Raw genomic sequence first — 21880 nt, 5'->3', positions numbered from 1 at the left:
GCCGCGGCCCCAACGGATCAGAAGCCCATGCTGAAGGTCAGCGTCACCGCGTGGTCACGACTCTCGCTGGACAACTGCCCCGAGTAACCCACGCCCAGCTTGCCGGCGTTGCCGATGCTCAGGTCCAGCCCCGCCTCGACCACCGCCGCATCCCGGGCAATCGGCACGCCCTGGCTGCTGAAGCTGGCGCCGCCTTCGACGAAGGTCAGGTCCGCATCCGGCCTGGTATCACCGAAGGCATGCCGCCAGCCGAGGCTGCCGCGTGGCGTCAGTTCCGCACCGTTGGCCAGCGTGAACGCCTTGCCCACGCGCAGGCCGACGGTGGAGAAGGTCACGTCCTGGTCGGCCTTGGCCTCCAGCCGCCCTGCCCCGCCTTTCTCGCGGCCGGTGTCGCTGTCGTAGTTGACGTAGGCCAGGCCGGCGAACGGCTCCAGCGCCACGCCGCCCACATCGATGGCATAGCCCACTTCACCGAAGACCTGGGCACTGCGCGCCTTGTAGCCGGCTTTCAGGCGGTCGTTGTAGCTGCCGACGCTGATGTCGCGCTTGGTGTCGATGTCGTGCCAGGTGTAGGCGGCGCCCAGGCGGGCGGCGAAGGCGTCCATCTGATAGCTCAGGTAGGTCGCCAGGTGATAGCTGTCCACCGACGAGTCGGCACCGCGGCCCTTGGCGTTGATGCTGCTGTTGCTGTAGCCGGCGGCGATCCCCAGGCGCCATTCGTCGTTGAGGTTGTTGTCGATACCGAGCATGAAGCCGGACAGGTCGCGATCGATGTTGGCCGCGGCGTGGCCGCCTTCGAAGTCACCCCAGCCGCCCAGCGCCCGGATCCAGCCGACGCTCTCGCCCTGGCAACCCTGGCTCGTGGCCTGCTGGTTGCCGCTCGGCGCCAGCGCGCGCCGCGGATCCTGGTCGCTGCTGCAACCGGCCTGGCGCATGCGGTCGTTGAGCGCATCGCGGACATAGCGCGAATCCTCGATCAGCACACTGGCGGTGCTGGCGTGGATCTCGCCCGACAGGCTGTCGAACGCCGCCAGCGCGCTGGCGCGGTCACCCGTGAGGATCGCGCTGCGCAGGCTGGCCGGTGCAGCCGCCGTGTCCAGCGCGGCTGCGACGTTGCGCTGGTTGCGGGTTTCGGCGACGTCGGCGAAGGCCACCCCGTTGCGCGCCACCGACAGGGTCAGCGTATTGGTCCCGTAGGTCAGCGCCGTGTCGAGGAACAGCAGGCTCGACAGTCCGCTGGTGTTGGCGAAGGTGCCGGTCAGGCCACCGGCGGCGTTGATCAGGGTGTAGCGGGTATCGCCGGTGTAGCTGCCGAGGTTCAGCACTTGCAGGGTGCCGCCCAGGTTCGCGGTGCCGCCCACGTTCAGGTAGTTGGTCAGGGACGGGGTGATGGCCACGCTCAAGGTGCCGTCGCTGGCGTTGGTGAAGTTGCCCGCCACGCTCAGGTTGCCACCGTCGAGGCCGGTGGCCACGGTGCCGTGGTTGACCAGCGAACCGACCGTGCCGGTACCGGTCAGGCCGGCGCCGTTGGCGACGGTGACCTGCGAGCCGAGCACGCTGCCCGGGTTGGCTGCGTTGCCGACGACCAGGGTGCCCGCATCGACGGCGAAGGTGCCGCTGGCCGGCTGGTTGCCGGTCAGCAGCAGGCTGCCGCTGCCGCGCTTGACGATGGCGCCGGTGCCGCTGAGGGTCCCCATGAACTGGCCGTTGCTGCCCTGATCGAAGACCAGGGTGCCGCCGCCATTGGTGAGGATGCGGCCCTGCAGGCTGCTGGTGTTGCCCTGCAAGGTACCGCCGCTGACGGTGGTACCGCCGCTGTAGGTGTTGGCACCGGTGAGGATCAGCGTGCCGGCATCGAGTTTCTCGATACCGCCCGTGCCCACCAGCGGCGCCGCGATGCTGGCGCTGGCGCCGGCATTGACGCGCACCGCCGCCAGGCTGCCAGCAGCGCCGTTGACCGGTGCCAGCGCCCCGCCGCTGCCGGCGACCACTTGATAGCCGCTGCTGAGGAACTGCAGGCCGTTGAAGGTCTGCAGCCCTTCCACCGTGACGGTGCCCGGCGCGCCGCCGAACACCGCGAAGGTGCCGCCCCAACCGCTGCTGCTGGTGCCACCGGAGTTGGTCCAGTTGGTGTTCGGCCCCCAGGTGCCGCTGCCGCCGGCGATGGTGCCGTCCGGGTTGGTCTTGCCACCGTTCCAGAACTGCAGGTCGCTGTCGCTGCCCACCACCAGGTTGAGCTGGTTGGCGATGGCGCTCTGCAGGGTCAGGCTGGCGCTGTTGATGCCACCCGGCAAGCTGCCGTAGACCAGACCGTTGTCGGTCAGGCTGCCGCCGTAGCTGAACAGTTGATACACACCGACGCCGAAGCCGCCGATATCACTGATGTTCAGCGTGCCGTCCAGCACCAGGTTGCCGCCCACCCGGACCACGGTGGTCGAACTGCCCGGCGCGCCAAGGGCGAAGTTCAGGTTGCTGCCCGCGGACAGGTTGAGGTTGCCCACCGACAGCGGCGTGCTGGTATTGCCGGCATTCAGGCTGGCGCCGTCGGCGAGGCTGACGGTGCCGCTGTAGCTGCCGCTGCCACCGAGGCTGGCGCCGCTGGCGACCTGCACGTTGGCGCTGGCCAGGGTGCCGTTGTTGACCAGGCTGCCGGCGCTGACCAGGGTGTTGCCGGTCAGGCCGTTGTTGCCGGTGAGCAGCAACTGGCCGCTGCCGGTCTTGGTCAGGCTGCCGCTGCCGGTGAGGTTGCCGGTGTAGCTGCCGTTGGCGTTCTGCTCGAAGGTCAGCGCGCCGTTGTTGAGGATCGCGCCCTGCAGGCTGCTGGTGGTGCCGCGCACGCTGCCCGCGTTGATGGTGGTGCCGCCGCTGTAGGTGTTGGCCGCCGTGAGTACCAGCGCCGCGTTGCCGTTCTTGACCAGGCTGCCGCTGCCGCTGACCACGCCATCGAGGCTCAGGTCGTTGCTGCCGCCGATCGCCAGGGCGCCGTTGAGCACCACAGCGTTGCCCAGGGCGATGGCGCTGCTGCTGTCCAGCGTGGTGCCGCCGGCCGCGGTCAGCACGCCGCTGCCCAGGGCCGCGGCGTTGCCGACCACCAGGGCGCCGCCATTGAGCGCGGTGCCGCCGGTGTAGCCGTTGGCACCGCTGAGCACCAGGGTGCCGCCATCGAGTTTGGTCAGGATACCTGCACCATTGATCGCCACGCCGAGGGTCGCGGTATTGCCGCTGTCGACACGTACGTTGGTGGCACCCGCGGCCGTGAGCAGCTCGCCGCCCGCGCCGCCGTTGAGGGTGTAGCCGTTGCTGGCGAACTGCAGGCCGGTGATGTTCTGCGCACCGTTGACGGTCACCGTGCCCCCGCTGCCCTGGAACACCGCGAAGGTGCCGTTCCAGCTTTCGTTGAAGCTGCCGCTGGCGTTGGTCCAGTTGCTGCCGGCGGCATCCCAGACGCCGTTGCCGCCGTCGATGATGCCGTTGCCGACCGTCTGGCTACCGTCCCAGAACAGCACGTTGCCGGTGCCGCCGACCACCAGGTTGAGCTGGTTGGCGATGGCGCTCTGCAGGGTCAGGTCGCTGGCGGCGACGCCGCCCGGCAGGCTGCCGTAGACCAGGCCGTTGTCGGTCAGGCTGCCGCCGTAGCTGAACAGGCGATAGACACCGATGCCGAAGCCACCGGCATTGCTGATGTTCAGGGTGCCGTCCAGCACCAGGTTGCCGCCCCCCTGGACCACGGTGGAGGCGCTGCCCGGCGCGCCGAGGGCGACGTTCAGGTTGCTGCCCGAGGACAGGTTGAGGTTGCCCACCGACAGCGGCGCGGTGGCGCTGCCGACATTCAGGCTGGCGCCGTCGGCGAGGCTGACGCTGCCGCTGTAGGTGCCGCTGCCACCGAGGCTGGCGCCGCTGGCGACCTGCACATTGACGCTGGCCAGGGTGCCGTTGTTGACCAGGCTGCCGGCGTTGACCAGGGTGTCGCCGGTCAGGCCGTTGTTGCCGGTGAGCAGCAGTTGGCCGCTGCCGTTCTTGGTCAGGCTGCCACTGCCGGTGAGGTTGCCGGTGTAGCTGCCATCGGCGTTCTGCTCGAAGGTCAGCGCGCCATTGTTGAGGATCGCGCCCTGCAGGCTGGCGCTCGAACCACTGACGCTGCCCGCGTTGATGGTGGTGCCGCCGCTGTAGGTGTTGTTGCCGCCGAGCAGCAGCGCGGCAGTGCCGTTCTTGACCAGGCTGCCGGTGCCGCCGATGGCGCCGCCGAGGGTGGTGTCCTGGGCACCGGCCAGGGTCAGTTGCGCGCCCGCGCCGAGGTCGATGGCATTGCCCAGTTGCAAGGCGGCGGTGCTGGCCAGGGTGGCATTGCCGCGGACGTTCAGCGGGCCGCTGCCGATCGCGTTGTCGTTGCCCAGGGTCAGGCTGCCGCTGGCCAGCGAGGTGGCGCCGCCGTAGACGTTGACGCCGTTCAGGGTCAGGTTGGCCGCGCCGTTCTTGACCAGGCCACCGCTGCCACTGAGCACGCCGTTCAGGGTCAGGGCGTTGCTGCCGCCGATCGCCAGGGCGCCGTTGAGCGTGACGTTGTTGCCCAGGGTGACCGCGCTGGTGCTGTCCAGCGTGGTGCCGCCGGCCGCGGTCAGCACGCCGCTGCCCAGGGCCGCGTCGTTGCCCACCACCAGGGTGCCGCCGTTCAGCGCGGTACCGCCGGTGTAGCCGTTGGCGCCGCTGAGCACCAGGGTGCCGCTGTCGAGCTTGGTCAAGGTACCCGCGCCATTGATGGCCACGCCGAGGGTCGCGGTATTGCCGCTGTCGACACGCACGTTGGTGGCACCCGCGGCCGTGAGCAACTGGCCGCCGACACCGCCGTTGAGGGTGTAGCCATCGCCGCCGAACTGCAGGCCGGTGATGTTCTGCGCACCGTTGACGGTGACCGTGCCGCCGTTGCCCTGGAACACCGCGAAGGAGCCGTTCCAGGTTTCGTTGAGCGTGCCGTTGGCGTTGGTCCAGTTGCTGTTGCTGGCGTCCCAGACCCCGTAGCCGCCTTCGATGCCGCCGTTGCCGACGATCTGGCTGCCGTCCCAGAACAGCAGGTTGCTGGCGCCACCGACGACCAGGTTGATCTGGTTGTTGACCACCGTCTGCAGGTTGACGTCGCCCACCTGCACGGAGCCCGGCAGGGTGTTGAGCACCAGGCCGTTGTTGGTCAGGCTGCCGGCGTAGTTCATCAGGCGATAGACCCCGGCGCCGAAGCCGCCGATATCGGTCACGTTGAGGCGGCCGTCCAGGGTCAGGTTGCCGGCGATATCGACCAGGGCCGGTTCGCCCGCCATGGCGCTGCCGAGCGAGGCATTCAGGTTGGCGGTGTCGTTCAGCAGCAGCGCGCCGACACTCAGGGTATTGCCGCCTCGCAGGGTCAGGTTGCCGCCATTGGCGATGGTCACGCTGCCGCCGAGGCTGCCGCTGCCGCCCAGGCTGGCACCGTTGCCCACCGCCACGCTGGCGCTGGCCAGGCTGCCATCGACCACCAGGTTGCCGCCGCTGACCAGGGTGTTGCCGCTGTGGCTGCTGCTGCCGGTGAGGGTCAGGTCGCCGTTGCCGACCTTGTCCAGCGTGCCGCTGCCGCCGAGGCTGCCGGCGAACGTACCGCCACCGACGCTCAGGGTATTGCCGCTGTCGATGATCACGCCGCCGCTGCCGACCAGCTGGCCCAGGGTGAGGCTGCCGCCCAGGTCGAGGTTGGCGCCGCTGCTCAGGTTGAGCTGCGACGGGTTGCCGAGGGCGTTGCTGCCCAGGGTACGCAGGGTGCCCGAGAGGATGTTGAGGATGCCGGCGAAGCTGTTGTTGCCGCTCAGGGTCACGCTGGCCAGGCCGTCCTTGTTCAGGGTGCCATTGCCGCTGATCACGCCGGTCAGGCTCAGGTCGTTGTTGCCGGCCAGCGACAGCACACCGCTGACATCCACGTTATTGCCCAGGGTCATCGGCGCGCTGGTATCCAGCCGGGTCGTGCCAGTGACGCTGACATCGCCGGTGCCCAGGGCCAGGGCATTGCCCAGGGTCAGGTCGCCATCGTTGATGGTGGTGCCGCCGCTGAACAAGGTGTTGGCGCCGTTCAGGGTCAGGCGCGCCGCGCCGTTCTTGATCAGGCGCGCGGTCGAGGTGCCGCTGATCACGCCGTTGAGGGTCAGGTCCTTGCTGCCGGCCAGCGCCAGCGAGGCGTTCAGTTGCAGTGCGTTGCCCAGGGCGAAGGCATTGCTGGTGTCCAGCCTGGAGGAGCCGCTGACGGTCAGCGCACCACTGCCCAGCGCCCCGGCATTGCCCAGGCTCAGGGTGCCCGACTGCAGCTCGACGCCGCCGCTGAAGCCGTTGAGGCCATTCAGGGCAAGGCGGTTGACGCCCTGCTTGAGCAGGCGACCGGTACCGTTGACCTGGCCGCTGAGGGTCAGGTCGTTGCTGCCGAGCACGGTCAGGTTGCCGGCCAGGTTGACGGTATTGCTCAGGGTCAGGTCCAGGCCGTTGTCCAGGCTGGTGCCGTTGGCGGCGTTCAGGTTGGCGGTGCCGAGGGCGCCGGTCGACGCCAGCACCAGGGTGCCGGCGTTCAGCGCCAGCGGGCCGCTGATGCTGTTGCTGCCGCTCAGGGTCAGGCGGCTGGCACCGCCCTTGAGCAGGCTGCCGGTGCCGCTGATGTTGCCGCCGAGGGTCATGTCGTTGTTGCCCGGCAGCGTCAGTTGGCCGGTGACCGCGATGTCGTTGCCCAGGGTCACCGCCGTATTGCTGTCCAGCACGGTGCCGGCGGCGGTGCTCAGGGCGCCGGTCCCCAGCGCGCTGTCGCTGCCGACCACCAGGGTGCCGTTACGCAGGAGGGTGCCGCCGGTGTAGCCGTTGTTGCCGTTCAGCACCAGGGTGCCGAGGTCGAGTTTCTGCAGGGTACCGCTGCCGTTGAGATCGAGGTCCAGGGTCGCGGTGACGTTGGGGTCGACCCGCACGGCGAACTTGCCGTCGTTGCGGTTGGAAATGTTCAGCGAACCATTGCTGCCGGACACCAGCTGGTAGCCATCGGTCATGAACTGCATGCCGTTGACGGCCTGCACGTTATCGACGGTGACGGTACCGGCGTTGCCCATGAACACGGCGAACTGATCGGCCCAGGTGCTGTTGCCGTTGCCATCCTGGGCGACCCAGTTGGTGATGCCGGCGTCCCAGACACCGCTGCCGCCATCGATCGCGCCGTTGACGCTGGTATTGGCGCCATCCCAGTACTGGATGACCAGGTTCGGCGAGTTGACCTGCAGGTTGACCTGGCCAGCGACGGTTTGCAGGGTCAGCTCGCTGGTGAGCACGTTGCTCGGCAGCAGGCCGTAGTCGACGATGTTGTTGGTGAGGCCGCCGGTGTATTCGAACAGGCGATAGACACCATTGCCGAAGGCGCCGTCGTCGCTGATGTTGAGCACGCCATCGAGGGTCAGGTTGTCGGTGATCCGGAACAGCGGGGTGTTGCCGGTCAGTGGCGAGCCGAGCGCCACGTCGATGTTGGCGTTCTGGTTGAGCACCAGGTCTTTCAGGGTCAGGGTGCTGCCGCTGGTGCCAGCCAGGTGGCCACCGTTCAGCACGGTGGTCGCCATGTTGGCCGAACCGCTGCCGGCGAGGGTGCCGCCGCTGTTCACGGTAATGGTATTGCTGGTGGCGTTGAGGACGCCGTCGACCTTCAGCGTACCGCCATTGACCTGGATGTTGTGGCTGAGGGCCGAGGTGCCGCTGTAGGTCAGCACGCCGGTGCCCACCTTCCTCAACGTACCGTCACCCAGGAACACACCGCTGAACACGTTGTCGAGGTTGCTGCCGCCCACGGAGACAGTGGTGCCGTTGCCGATGTTCAGCACCCCGGAACCTGCCACGCCACCGAGGCTGCTGTTGCCGTTCATGTTCAGGGTGGTGCCGCTGCCCAGGATGACATTGCCCGGATTGCCCAGGGTGCCTGGGCCGAAGGTGGTCACGAGACCGTCGCGCAGATCCAGGGTGCCGCTGAAGGTGCTGCTGCCGAGCAGCGCCAGTTCGTCGATGCCGGTCTTGATCAGGGTGCCGTTGCCGCTCAACAGGCCGCTAAGCATCGCCTGGTCGTTGGCGACCAGGTTCAGCTCACCGTTGACGACCAGATCGTTGTTGAGCAACAGCACACCGTTGCTGCGCAGGGTCGCGCTGCCGCTGGTGACCAGCGCGCCAGTGCCCAGCGCATTGTTGTTGCCGACGATCAGGCTACCGCCGCTCAGTGCCACGCCACCGCTGAAGCTGCTGTTGGCGCCGTTCAGGGTCAGGCTACCGCTGCCGGACTTGACCAGTTGACCAGCGCCACTGATCACGCCGTTCAGGGCCAGGTCGTTGGCACCCGGCAGGGTCAGGTTGGCATTCAGCGCGAGGGTGTTGGCCAGGGTGATGGCCGGCGCGTTGGCGATCAGCGAGGACGCGCCGCCGACCGTCAGGCCACCGACACCCAGCGAACCATTGTTGCCCAGCGCCAGGGTACCGGCGTTGAGGGTCGTGCCGCTGAGGTAGGTGTTGGCGCCGCTGAGGGTCAGGCTGCCGGCGCCGCTCTTGACCAGGCTGCCCGGACCGTCGACCACACCGTTGAGGGTCAGGTCGGCACTGCCGCCGATGCCGACCGCGCCATTCAGGTGGACCGCGTTGCCCAGCGTCACGCTGGTGCTGTTGTCGAGCACCGTGTTGTTCGCCGCGGTCAGGTCGCCGCTGCCGATCGCGCCGCTGTTGCCGAGGATCAGACGGCCGCCGTCCAGGCGGGTACCACCGCCGTAGGTGTTGGTCCCGGTCAGGGTCAGGTCGGCCGCGCCGGTCTTGGTCAGGCTGCCGGTACCGCCGAGGATGCTGCTCAGCACCAGGTCCTGCGCGCCGGCCAGGGTCAGGTTGCCGCTCACTTGCACGGCGTTGGCCAGGGTCATCACGGCGCTGTTGCTCAGCGTAGCGGACGCTACGTTCAGAGTGCCGCTGCCCAGTGCGGCGGCATTGCCCAGCACCAGGGTGCCGGCATTCAGGTCGGTGCCGCCGCGATAGCTGTTGCTGCCGGTCAGGGTCAGGCTGCCCAGGCCGTTCTTGATCAGTCTGGCGTTGCCCGTGAGGTTGCCGGCAAGACCAAGGTCGTTGCTGCCGGCCACGGTGAGGTTGGCATCCAGGGCGATGGCATTGGCGATGCCGAGCGCGGCGTTGCTGTCCAGGATCGAGGCGCCGCTGACGCTGAGCGCGCCGCTGCCCAGCGCGCCGGCATTGCCCAGCACCAGCGTGCCGGCGGCGAGATGTGTGCCGCCCTGGTAGGTGTTGGCGCCATTGAGGGTCAGCACGCCGCTGCCGGTCTTGTTCAGTGCACCCGCGCCGGCGACCACGCCGTTCAGGCCGATGTCGCCCGTGCCGTTGAGGGTCAGGTTGGCGTTGAGGTTGACCTGGTTGCCCAGGCTGACTGCCGAGGTGCTTCTCAGGGTCGAGGCGGCACCGACATTGAGCGCGCCGCCACCGATGGCCTGGCTGTTGCCCAGGGTCAGGCTGCCACCGTTGAGGTTGGTGTCGCCCAGGTAGCCGTTGAGGCCATTGAGGGTCAGGTTGCCGTTGCCGTTCTTGGTCAGGCCACCCGCGCCATTCACCGCGCCGAGCAGGGTCAGGTCGTTGCTGCCGGTGAAGGTCAGGTTGCCGGCGACGTTGAGCGCGTTGGCCAGCACGGTCCCGCCGATCACGTCCAGGGTCGTGCCATCGGCGGCGTTCAGGGCACCGCTGCCCAGCGCGGCGCCGTTGCCGAGCACCAGGGTACCGGCGTTCAGCGTGGTGTCGCCGAGGTTGCCGTTGGCGCCGGTCAGGGTCAGCACGCTCGCCCCGTTCTTGACCAGGCCGCCCGGGCCGGAAATGAGCCCGCTCAGGGTCAGGTTGTCGCTGCCGCCCAGGGTCAGGGCGCCGAGCAGGTTGATGGCATTGCCGAGGTTGAGCGCGGTGCTGTTGTCCAGGGTCGTGCCGGCGCCAGCGATGAGCACGCCGCTGCCCAGCGCGGCGTTGTTGCCGAGCACCAGGCTGCCGCCATTGAGCTGGGTGGCGCCCTGGTAGGTGTTGCTGCCATTCAGGGTCAGGCTGCCGCCACCGAGTTTGTTCAGGCTGCCGCTGCCGCCGATGACACCGTTCAGGGTCAGGCTGGAAGTGCCCGGCAGCGTCAGGTCGGCAGCGAGGTTGATGGCGTTGTTCAGCACCAGCGCAGTGCTGGCGTCCAGGCTGGAAGCACCGGTGACATTGAGCGCGCCGTTGCTCAGCGCGGCGCCGTTGCCCAGCACCAGGCCGCCCGCGGCCAGGGTGGTGCCGCCGGCATGGCTGTTGACGCCATTCAGGGTGAGGATGCCCGCGCCGTTCTTGAGCAGGCCGCCGGCACCGCTGACGGTACCGTTCAGGGTCAGGTCGTTGCTGCCATCGAGGGTCAGGGTCGAGCCCAGGTCGAACAGGTTGGCCAGGCTCAGCGCGGTGTTGTTGTCCAGATGCGTGCCCGCGCCCGCCACATGCAGGGTGCCGCTGCCGAGGGCGAGGGCGTTGCCCAGGACCAGGCCGCCCGCGTTGAGGGTCGTGCCGGCGCTGTAGCCGTTGGCACCGTTGAGGGTCAGCAGGCCCGCGCCGTTCTTGACCAGGCTGGCGCCGCTGAGCGTGCCGTTCAGGGTCAGGGCATTGCTGCCGGCCAGGTTGAGCACGCCCTGGGCGTTGATGGCGTTGGCCAGCGTCACGGCGCTGTTGCTGTCCAGGGTGGTGTTGTTGGCGGCGATCAGGGCACCGCTGCCCAGCGCCGCGTCGTTGCCCAGCACCAGGGTGCCGCCGTTGAGCCGGGTGCCGCCGCTGTAGCTGTTGCCACCGGTGAGCACCAGGGTACCGCTGTCGACCTTGTTGAGCGTGCCGCTGCCGCTCAGGCCGAGGGCGAGGGTCGCGGTGACATTCGGGTCGACCCGGACGGTCGCGACGCCACTGCCGTTGTTGATCAGTTGCAACTGGCCGCTGCCACCGAGGGTGTAGCCGTCGGTGACGAACTGCAGGCCGGTGGTGGCTTGGGTGCCATTGACCGTGATCGCGCCCGCCGCGCCCTGGAACACCGCGAAGTTGCCGCTCCAGTCGCGGTTGCCGGTGCCGTTCACCGTGGTCCAGTTGGTGCCCAGGCTGTCCCAGGTACCGCTGCCGCCCTGGATCACGCCGTCGCTGCCGGTGTTGCTGCCGTCCCAGAACAGCACGGCGCCGTTGGCCCCGCCAACCAGCAAGTTGACCTGCGCGCCGATGGCGGTCTGCAGTTGCAGGTCAGCCGCGCTGACGCTGCCCGGCAGGCTGCCGAACACCAGGCCGTTGTCGGTGAGGACGCCGCTGTAGTCGACCAGGCGGTAGATACCGGCGCCGAAACCGCCGATATCGCTGACGTTCAGCGTGCCGTCAAGGGTCAGGTTGCCGCCGACATTGAGCAGCGCGGTGCCGCCGGTGGACGGCGAGCCGAGGCCGACATCCAGGTTGGCGGCGTTGCCCAGGGTCAGCGAACCGACGCTGAGGGTGCTGCCGCTGTTGAGCGCCAGGTGGCCGCCATCGAGCACATTGACCGCGCCGCTCAGCACGCCGCCACCGCCCAGGGTACCGCCGTTGTTGACCTGGACCAGGCCGCTGGCCAGCGAGCCGCTGACATTCAGCACGCCCGCATCGATCCGGGTCGTGCCGCTGAGGGCATTGGCCCCGGCCAGCTCGATGCTGCCGCCGCCGACCTTGATCAGGCCGCCGGCGCCCGCCAGGCCGCCATTGAACACGCTGCTGGCATTGCCGGTGCCGACCGTGAGGTCACTGCCCGCGCCAAGGTTGACCGCACCGGCGCCGCTCAGGCCGCCGATGGCCGCGCTGGCGCCGAGATTCAGGCTGGCGCCGGCACCGACATTGACCCCGGAGGTGTTGCCCAGGGCGCCGCTGCCGACAGTGCTGACGCTGCCGGAGAGAATGTTCAGCGCGCCGCTGAAGGTATTGGCGCCGCTCAGGGTCAGGTCGGCCAGGCCGTTCTTGACCAGGCCACCAGTACCGCCGATGACGCCGCCGAGGGTCAGGGCATTGTTGCCGGCCAGGGTCAGGTCGGCGCCGAGGTTGATGGCATTGCCCAGGGCGAAGGCCGCGCTGTTGCCCAGCGTGGCCGCGCCGCTGACATTCAGCGCGCCGCTGCCGATGGCGTTGGCATTGCCCAGGGTCAGGCTGCCCGCGGCCAGGGTGGTGCCGCCGAGGTAGCTGTTGACGCCGTTCAGGGACAGATTGCCCACACCGTTCTTGAGCAGCGCGGCGCTACCGTCGATGACGCCGTTCAGGCCCAGGTCGGAACCGCCCGCCAGGTTCAGGTCGGCATTCAGGGTGATGGCATTGCCCAGGACGAACGGCGAAGTGCTGTTCAGGCTGGCCGCGCCGCCCACAGTCAGCCGGCCGCTGCCGATCGCCCCGGCATTGCCGAGGGTCAGGCTACCGGCGTTGAGGGTGGTGCCGCCGACATAGCTGTTGACGCCGTTCAGGGTCAGGTTGCCCGCGCCGTTCTTGATCAGGCTGCCGTTGCCGCCGACCACGCCGGAGAGGATCAGGTCGTTGCTGCCGGCCAGGCTCAGGGCACTGCCGAGGTTGACCTGGTTGGCCAGGTTGAGCGCGCTGCTGCTGTCCAGGCTGGCATTGCCGCCGACCGTCAGGGCGCCGCTGCCGATCGACTGGTTGTTGCCCAACGACAGTGTGCCGCCCACCAGGGTGGTGCCGCCGAGGTAGGTGTTGGCGCCATTCAGGACCAGGCTGGCCGCGCCGTTCTTGGTCAGGCCGCCGGCACCGCTGACCGTGCCGTTCAGGGTCAGGTCGGCGCTGCCGCCGATCAGGGTGTTGCCGGCCAGGTTGACCTGGTTGCTGAGGCTGACCGCGGTATTGGTATCCAGCGCGGTGTTGGCCGCCGCATTCAGGACGCCCTGCCCCAACGCACTGTTGCTGCCGAGCACGAGGATACCGGCGTTGAGGTTGGTGTTGCCCTGGTAGCTGTTGTTGCCGTTGAGCACCAGGGTCGCGCCGCCGGCCTTGGTCAGGCCGCCGGCTCCGGTGATGTCGCCACCCAGGGTCAGGTCGCGGCTGCCCAGCACGTTGAGGTTGCCGTTGAGGGTGATCGCGTTGCCGACACTGAGCACCTTGTTGGCATCCAGCGCACCGCCGTTGACGCTCAGGCTGCCACTGCCCAGCGCGGTGTTCGTGCCGAGGACCAGGGTGCCGCCGTTCAGGCTGGTGCCACCGGCGTAGGCGTTGGCGCCGTTGAGGGTGACGCTGCTGCTGCCGGTCTTGGTCAGGCCGGCCGCCCCGTCGATGACGCCATTGAGGGTCAGGCTGCCGCTGCCGTTGAGGGTCAGGCCGGCATTCAGATGCACGGCATTGGCCAGCAACTGCGCGCCGCTGCTGGCCAGGGTGGCGCTGCCGCCGACCGTCAGGTCGCCAGCGCCCAGGGCCGAACCGGCGGCGATGGTCAGGGTACCGGCGTTCAGCGTGGTGCCGCCGCCGTAGCCATTGCTGGCGGCGAGGATCAGGTTGCCGCTGCCGTTCTTGACCAGGCTGCCGGTGCCGGTGATGGCGCCCTGCAGGGTCAGGTCGCTGCTGCCGGCGAGACTGAGCGCGCCGTTCAGGGTGATGGCATTGGCCAGGGCCAGCGCGGTGCTGGTATCCAGGCCCGTGCCCTGGGCCGCGATCAGCGCGCCCTGCCCCAAGGCACTGGCATTGCCGACGATCAGCTTGCCGCCGTTGAGCAGGGTATTGCCCTGGTAATTGTTGGCACCGCCGAGGGTGAGGTCGGCGGCGCCATTCTTGATCAGCCCGCCGCTGCCGCCGAGGGTGCCGCCGAGGGTCAGGGCGCTGCTGCCGCCAAGGGTCAGGTCGCTGCCCAGGTTGATGGCGTTGGCCAGGTTGCGCGCGCTGCCGCTGTCCAGGGTCGCGGCGCCCGCCACATTGAGCGCACCGCTGCCCAGGGCGAGGTCGTCTCCCAGCAGCAGGCCGCCGGCATTCAGGGTGGTACCGCCCTGGTAGAGGTTGGCGCCGTTCAGGGCCAGGGTCGCCAGGCCGTTCTTGGTCAGGCCGCCCAGTCCGCTGACGATGTTGCTCAGCGTCAGGTTGGCGACCCCGCCGATGTTGAGGTTGCCGGCGAGGTTGACCTGATTGTTGATCGCCACCGCGGTGTTGGTATTCAGCGTGGTGTTGGCCGCGGCGTGCAGGACGCCATCGCCCAGTGCGGTATTGCTGCCCAGGATCAGGGTGCCGGCATTGAGTTGGGTGGCGCCGTGATAGTTGTTGTTGCCGTTGAGGGTCAGGCTGGCGCCGCCGGTCTTGATCAGGCCACCGGCACCGCTGACGGTGCCGACGAGGGTCAGGTCGTTGCTGCCCAGCACGTTGAGGTTGCCGCCGAGGGTGACATCGTTGGCCAGGCTCAGCGCGCTGCTGTTGTCCAGCGAAGTGCCCGCGGCCGCGCTCAGCATACCGCTGCCCAACGAGGTAGAGGTGCCGAGCACCAGGCCACCGCCATTGAGGGTGGTGCCACCGCCATAGGTGTTGGCGGCGTTCAGGGTCAGCACACCGGCGCCGGACTTGACCAGGCCAGCGGAACCGTCGATCACCCCGCCGAGGGTCAGCGCACTGTTGCCCTGCAACGTCAGGCTGCCGTTCAGGTGCACGGCGTTGTTCAGGGCCAGCGGCGCCGCCACGGTCAGGCGGGCCGCGCCACCGACGGTCAGGTCGCCGGAGCCGATCGCGCCAGCGTTGTTGATGATCAGGCCGCCGGCGTTCAGGGTGGTGCCGCCGCTGTAGCCGTTGCTGCCGGTCAGGGTCAGGTTGGCGGCGCCGTTCTTGACCAGGCTGCCGGTGCCGTCGATGACGCCTTGCAGGGACAGGTCGGCGCTGCCACCGACAGTGGTCGCGCCGTTGAGGGTGATGGCGTTGGCGATCGCCACGGCGGAGAAGGTATCCAGCGTGCCGCCGGCGGCAATCAGGCGGCCCTGCCCGAGCGCCCCGGCATTGCCGATGAACAGGCTACCGGCATTGAGCAGGGTGTTGCCCTGGAAGGTGTTGGCCCCCGACAGTTGAACAGAGCTGCTGCCGTTCTTGATCAGGTTGCCGGTGCCGCTGATCACCCCGCCCAGGCCAAGGTTGGCCGGGCCGCTCAGGGTCAGATCGCCGTTGAGGTTGACCAGGTTGGACACCGTCACGTTGCTGGTGGCGCCCAGGGTGGTACCGGCAGCCGTGGTCAGCGCGCCCGCGCCCAGGGAAGCGCCTTTGTCGACCAGCAGCGTACCGGCATTGAGGGCCACCCCGCCGACGAAGTCGCTGGTACTGCCGATGAGGGTCAGCGTCGAGTTGCCATTCTTGCTGAGGCCGCCGGCCCCGGTGATCGAACCGCCAAGGGTCAGGTCGTGGCTCCCGGCCACGCTGACGTTGCCGGTGAGCGTCAGGTTGTTGGTGACCGTGCGCGCTGCATCGGTGTCCAGGGTGGTGCCGGCGGAGGCCGTGAGCCGGCCAGCGCCGAGGGCACCGTTGTTGCCGATGATCAGCTTGCCGGCTTGCAGGGCGACGCCACCGTCGAAGGCATTGGTGCCGTTCAGGGTCAGGTCGGCCGCGCCCTGTTTGATCAGGCTCCCGGTACCGGAAAGGTTGCCGTTCAGGGTCACGGCATTGCCGCCGCTGAGCGTCAGGGCACGGTTGCTCAGGGCGATGTTGTTGCCCAGGCTGACCGCAGCGGTATTGGTCAGGGTGGAGTTCGCCGTCAGGCTCAGCCCACCGCTGCCGATTGCCGCGGCATTGGCGAAGATCAGATTGCCGCCACCCAGCGCGAGGCCGCCGGAGAAGTTGTTGCTGCCGCTGAGGGTCAGGTCGCCGCTGCCGATCTTGCTCAGCGATCCCGTGCCGGTGATGTTGCCGGCCAGGGTCAGTGCATTCACCCCACCGTCCACGCCCAGTGCCGCCGTCAGGCTGATGGCGTTGCTCAGGGTCATCGGCGCGGTGGCCTGCAGGGTCGCTGCGCCGCTCACCGACACGGCGCCGCTGCTCAGCGCCGCGGCGTTGGTCAGCGACAGCGTGCCGCCCTGGAGGACGGTTCCGCCGCTGAAGTTGTTGCTGGCATTGCTCAGGACCAGGGTACTGGCCTGCGATTTGGTCAGTGCGCCACTGCCGGTCAACTGACCGGAGATGGCCAGCTGGTTGATACCGGAAACGCTCAGGCCGTTGCTGCCGAGGATGATCAGGTTGCTCAGGGTGATGCTCGGGTCCAGGGAGCGCAGGTTGCCGCCGTTGGCCACCAGGCTGGCGCTACCGAAGGCCCCGGCATCGTTGATGCTCAGGACACCGCCGGTCAGCTCGACCGTAGGGCTGGCGAGCCCGGTCAGCAGATTGCCCAGCACGCTCCAGGTACCACTGATGACTTTCAGATTGGGGAAGTTCTTGTAGTTGGCCACGGACACGCTGCCGCTGCCGCCTTCACCGGTGCCGGGGTTGAGCGGATCAGAGGTGTTCTGCAGGACCAGGGTGTTGCTGCCGTTGAGACCGCCGTCGACGATGCCCGCGCCCGCAAAGGCGACCCCAAGCTTGCCGATCACGCCCAGGTCGACCCCGAGACCCGCGCCCTTCTGCACCTGCGACCCGGTCACCGCAATGAAGGTGTTCGGGGTAGCACCGCCCGCGCCCATCGCCAGGCTGCCGGTCAGGGTACCGGCGTTGATGAAGGTGTTGCCCAGCGAGGAGCCCTGGAGGGCGATACGCCCGGTGATGCTGGCCGTGCCGGCGTTGCTGAAGGTGACTTTCGGACCCGCACCCGCCGCGCCGTTCAGCGGGTTGTAGACCACCACGCTGGGAATGTCCGGGGCCGCCAGCAGCCCCGCGGTGATCAGCGGCGCCGCGTCGATGACGCCGCCGCTGTTGTTGTTGATGGTGACGAAACCGTTTGCGCCGTTCTTCACTTCCAGCGCCATGCCCGTCAGGTTCAGCAGGTTGCTCGACAGGGTGTCGCCGACCGCCCTGATCAGCCCGGCGTTATTGATCACCACGTTACTGTTGTTGGTGTTGCCGATGGTCACGGCGGACGTGAAGTTGACCAGCGAACCCAGCAAGGTCGGACCGATGGTGCCCGAGTTGTTGAGGTTGACGCTGTTGCCGGTCAGGTTCAGCGCAGCGCCCAGTGTCGTGGACATCTGTGCGCCATTGTTGACAGTCACCACCGGGCTGTTCAGCGCGCTGCTGAAGGTCGAGAGGATGACCCCGTCACAGGTGATGGTTGGCGCCGCAACAACGCAGGCGGCAAGCGCGTCTTCCATGGCAAACGGGGAAAGCAGGCCGGCGGCCGCCAGGCTGATCGCCAGAGGCAGAGGGGAACGACGTACGAAAAGCGACTTGGCGAATCTTCTGTCCACGGGCGACTCCTTCGTGGATCAGGCAATTCAAGCGCGATGATGCGTGTGGATCTGTCCCTCGGGAACTACACACACTGCTTGTGTCGAACAGCCTGACCTTGGCGACTACAGGTTCCATTTGGGTGGGATTTGTAGCCGAAAAATTGGATCCATGTCGGACAATTCGTACATGTACTTAGTATTAATTCTTTGGTGATAATCCCCGGAAACAGGGCATGAAGGCGAAGCGCCATGAGGCTTTCAGGCGACCAGCGGTCAGAAAAGCGAGGAAAATTCTTTACGGCCAGCAGGACGAAAATGAATGTTTCAATTTATTTCAACGATGCCTGAAACCTTTAAGCCAGGGCTGCCGCGCAGCAGTGCCTGACGAGTTCCCTGGCGAACGTCTACCGTCCTATGAGCCATGCCATTCGGGTTTTTCCGCAGAGCGACGCGGGAGTCGCGGGAGGATTGATGAGTTGCTTACCGAGTCACGGCCGCGTCACCTGCACGCGATGCCATGGTGATGCTGCGCCACAGTTCGATGTGTCCAGACGCACGGAAGGTGATTGGCGCATCACGGCAAACCCTCTGGCGTGGGGCAGCACCCGGCCGGAGATCGTGGTACTGGGATTTTCCAAGGGGCCGACCCAGGCGGGAGCACTCGCCGCCACCCCTCACGACGACATCGCGTTCAAGGGCAGTCGCCTCAACGTGGGCAAGATTCTCGCTCACGTCGGGCTCATCCCCAGGGACGAACCCGACAGCCTGAAGAAACAGGTGGACCGCCTTATCGCGGACACCTCCGGGCGCTTTCATTTCGCCTCACTCGTGCGTTGCAGCGTGGAGCGCTACGATCGCAAATCCGCCTCCTGGAAAGGCTCGGGGGGCGGGATGCTGGACAAATTCATTGCGACCCCGTTCGGCACCCTGGTCGCGACCAACTGCACCACGGCCTTTCTCCGTGACCTGCCGGAAGAGACCCGGCTCATTGTCCTGTTTGGACTAGGCACGGGCCTGAACTATGTAGCGGCCGCCTACGACCTGTTTCGCCGCGCCCGCCCTGGCGCCTGGAAAATGCTCAACACCGTGGCCTACACCGATGGAAGAATCACCGTGGTGCATGTCGAGCATTTTGCCGCCCAGGGGGCATTGATTCCCAACTGGCTGGGGGAAAACGCTCATCCAAGAAGCGAGCTTGGCCTGCTGTCGAGGGCTGCGGTCGCAGCGTCAGGCGTCGGGGGATGAGCATGATGGAACAACCGATATTCACTGGACCCAACTTTCAGGCGCTGCTTGAACAAGCGCCACTGAACCAGGCCACGTTCCTTTGCCAGGGGTCGAACAGCATGTTGTTCGAGCGCGGCGAGAAACTCTATCGCCTGACGATCGAAGGATGCGGCCACAACTTTCTCGTCCAGCAGTGGGCCGACGGCAACCGTAACGTTGTCGAGACCCTTCACGATTACGGCGCCGTCGGCCCTTCTGATTCTTCACTCCCGGGCAGCGAAGGCGAGTTCTACTGGCTGGCCGAAGTGGAACGGCTGGTTGACCTGGATGAGGCCAGTGAGCCTTTGCTTGCCGGAGTGTTGTCGGGGCTGCTCGACGATAATGATGAATTGCCGGGTAACGGCGAACTCTGCGAACAATGCCTGGCCCTGGCCGATGAGCATCCCGACCTGGCAGGCGTCTTGATGACACTCGCCAGGGCGGCGGAATTTTCCGAGCGTCATGAATGCAACGTCGACGCCAGGCTCGACAACCTGATGAGACGCCCCGCTACCGGGGATCTGGTCTGGACTGATCCGTTGGGTGGGTGTTTTTATGAGCCATAACGATAAAACCCGCCGCAAGGCTAATGCCGATCAGTTAAGCCAATTGGGACCGCTTTGCGGCCCTTCGCGACGGTTCGGCGCTCCAACAAACTCGCTCCCACAAGATTGTACGTACCTTGTGGGAGCGAGCTTGTCGGAGCGCCGAACCGTCGCGAAGGGCTGCAAAGCAGCCCCGAAACGCTAACTGACCGGCATTAGCCGCAAGGCGGGTTTTATCCGGGTTCCAGAGGTTCTGCCAGGACTCGATGGAACCTTATAAGCCGGTCAAACCTTGAATTGATCCATCAGCTTCATCTGCTGCGCCGACAGGCTGTTGAGCTGGCTGGTCACCTGCGCCGACTGGTCGGCCTGGCCCGTCAGCGTCTCGGTGACGCCGCGGATCGCCGAAACGTTGCGGTTGACCTCCTCGGCGACCGCGCTCTGTTGCTCGGCCGCGCTGGCGATCTGCAGGTTCATGTCGGTGATCACCGTGACGGCCTCGCTGATGCGATCCAGCGCGTGCACCGCCCGGGTGATCTGGTCGGCGTTCTCCTGGGCCTTGCCGTGGCTGGCGTGCATGCTGGCGACCACGTCGCGGGTATGGCTTTGCAGGCGCTCGATCACGTGGCGGATTTCCTCCACCGAGTCCTGGGTGCGCTTGGCCAGGTTGCGCACCTCATCGGCGACCACCGCGAAGCCACGCCCGCTTTCGCCCGCCCGGGCCGCTTCGATGGCCGCGTTGAGGGCCAGCAGGTTGGTCTGCTCGGCGATGCTGCGGATCACTTCGAGCACCGAGCCGATCTGCTCGCTGGTGCTGGCCAGGGTTTCCACTTCACCGACGGCCTGGCTGACGGTATCGGCCAGCTCGGCGATGTCGCGGGTGCTGCGTTCGATGATCGCCATGCCCTCGCGGGCCGAGTGGTCGGCGCCGCGGGCGGCCTCGGCGGCGCTGGCGGCACTGTTGGCGACGTCGTGGGCGGTGGCGCTCATTTCATTGGACGCGGTAGCGACCTGGTCGATTTCGCGGAACTGCAGGTGCATGCCGTCGCTGGTTCGCCGGGCGATTTCCGAGGACTGGTCGGCGGTGGCGCGGGTCTGGCTGATGCTCTGCTTGATCTGCGCGATGGTCGGCTGCAGCTTGTCGAGGAAGCGGTTGAAGCCCTGGGTCAGGCGGCCCAGTTCGTCGCGGCGGGTGTAATTCAGGCGCTGGGTCAGGTCGCCCTCGCCGCTGGCGATGTCTTCGAGCATGTGCGCCACGCTGTTGAGCGGGCGGGTCACGCCGCTGGCGGTCAGCCACATCAGCAGTAGGCCGCCGAGGCCGGCGAGGGTCGCCAGCAACAGCACCTTCAGGGTACCTGCGGTGCGGGCGTCGGCGAGGGTCTGCTGCAGGCTGATGGTATCGGCCAGCAGCACGTTGCGCGGCAGGTCGATGATGATGCCCCAGGGCTTGCTGTCGCTGATGGGCTGCACCGGGAACAAGGCGCGGACGTTTTCGTCCTGATCGAACACCTGTGGCTGGCCGCTGGCGAAGGCTTGCAGCAGCGGCTTGCCATAGGCACCGAAGGCGTCGTCGATTTTCTTGCTGACCAGGGCGGCGTCCTTGCTGCTGGCCGCCAGCAGGCCAGTGGACGAGGCGATGGTCAGTTGCCCGGCACCGTTGAACAGCGATCGCTGGGCCTTCACCGCCGAGCTTTGCAGCGAGTCGAGGGCGATATCGACACCGGTGACGCCGATGACCTTGCCGTTTTCCAGCAGCGGCAGGGAGATGCTGGTCATCAGCACGGTCTTGCCGCCGACGGTGTCGGCGTAGGGTTCCAGAAGGCAGGGCTTGGCGCTGTCCCGTGAGCAGGTGTACCAGACGTTGAACGGCGAACCGCTGAGGGTCAGCGCCGTGTTGTCCAACTCGTTGCTGCCGATGAGGGTGTTCAGGACACTGCCCTGTGCCCGGCTCCAGTAGCTGCCGAAACGGCCCTTTTCGCTGCCCTTGTGCACCGCGTCGTTGACGAACTCGCTGTCGCGTCCGTCGAAGGCGTCGGGCTCGAAGGCCATCCATACGCCGAGCAGTTCGGGGTTGCGGTCGAAGGTAGTGCGCAGGGCCTGGTCGGCCGCTATGCGCAGGTCACCGGCCGGGATCGACTGGCGCTGGCCCAGGCGTCGGAGGTCGAGCACCTGGTCGGCGAGGGCAGTGAGCAGGGTCTGGCTGTCGCTGAACGTGCGTTGCAGTTGTTCGGCTTTCTCGCTGGCGCGGGCCAGCAGCAGGGCCTGGACATTGCGCGTGAGCATGGCGCTGCTGGCTTCGCCCACCAGGGCGTCGCTCTGGCGTGACTGATAGAGGTTGATACCGACGACCAGGGCGACGACGCCCAACAGACTGATCCCGGACAGCAGGACGATTTTCAGGCGGATGGAAAGCGTGTCGAACATGGCGTGCACTCGCTGATGACGGCTTTTCTTGTTAAGCCTGACGGCTGGATACGCCAGGTCCAGTCAGCAATATCGGGCCATTTCCCCGGAAACTTTAGGGAAATCCTGAAAAAACGTTCTGATTTGGTGAGATGCTCAGCTTCTGCTCGATGAGTTTTCCGATGAAACAGATGGCCTTCGTGGACGCCAGCACCAGGTAGCTCGAGTCCATACGGAGAATCCAGTCGGGCTAATCAGCTCTTCACATAATAC

General features: G+C 67.2%; 4 protein-coding genes and 1 pseudogene. 2 read left to right on the top strand and 3 right to left on the bottom strand.

The window, feature by feature from the left end; translation table 11 throughout:
• Window positions 1-17 precede the first annotated feature (17 nt).
• A complete protein-coding gene (locus RTI28_RS07950; RefSeq protein WP_316919948.1) occupies window positions 18-17411 on the bottom strand; it encodes an autotransporter-associated beta strand repeat-containing protein in 17394 nt (5797 codons plus the stop codon).
• 396 nt (window positions 17412-17807) lie between these two features.
• On the opposite strand from RTI28_RS07950, the gene RTI28_RS07945 reads away from it, so the two are divergent.
• Window positions 17808-18638: a hypothetical protein gene (locus RTI28_RS07945; protein ID WP_316919947.1), complete on the top strand. Its 831-nt coding sequence runs from the start codon at window positions 17808-17810 to the stop codon at window positions 18636-18638.
• Window positions 18635-19225, top strand: coding sequence for a hypothetical protein (locus RTI28_RS07940; RefSeq protein ID WP_316919946.1), 591 nt, complete (start codon window positions 18635-18637; stop codon window positions 19223-19225). The genes RTI28_RS07945 and RTI28_RS07940 overlap by 4 nt, the downstream gene beginning before the upstream one ends.
• Window positions 19226-19489: 264 nt before the next feature.
• Here RTI28_RS07940 and RTI28_RS30295 read toward each other — a convergent pair whose 3' ends face one another.
• Window positions 19490-20245: a methyl-accepting chemotaxis protein gene (locus RTI28_RS30295; RefSeq protein ID WP_410478965.1), complete on the bottom strand. Its 756-nt coding sequence runs from the start codon at window positions 20243-20245 to the stop codon at window positions 19490-19492.
• Window positions 20246-20347: 102 nt separating this feature from the next.
• Window positions 20348-21487, bottom strand: a pseudogene (locus tag RTI28_RS30290) (HAMP domain-containing protein); the annotation flags it as partial.
• Between the last annotated feature and the right edge of the window lie 393 nt (window positions 21488-21880).

It is taken from the genome of Pseudomonas sp. zfem002, assembly GCF_032621685.1.
In the GTDB taxonomy this organism is placed as follows: Bacteria; Pseudomonadota; Gammaproteobacteria; order Pseudomonadales; family Pseudomonadaceae; genus Aquipseudomonas; species Aquipseudomonas japonica.
Note: the sequence above shows the minus strand (reverse complement) of the source record. Positions and strands in the feature narration are given on the sequence as shown.

Excerpts from the sequence above, each read along its gene's own strand:
- RTI28_RS07945 (WP_316919947.1), top strand. The coding sequence starts at position 17,808 with ATGAGCCATGCCATTCGGGTTTTTCCGCAGAGCGACGCGGGAGTCGCG.
- RTI28_RS07940 (WP_316919946.1), top strand. The coding sequence starts at position 18,635 with ATGAGCATGATGGAACAACCGATATTCACTGGACCCAACTTTCAGGCG.
- RTI28_RS30295 (WP_410478965.1), bottom strand. The coding sequence starts at position 20,245 with ATGCACCTGCAGTTCCGCGAAATCGACCAGGTCGCTACCGCGTCCAAT.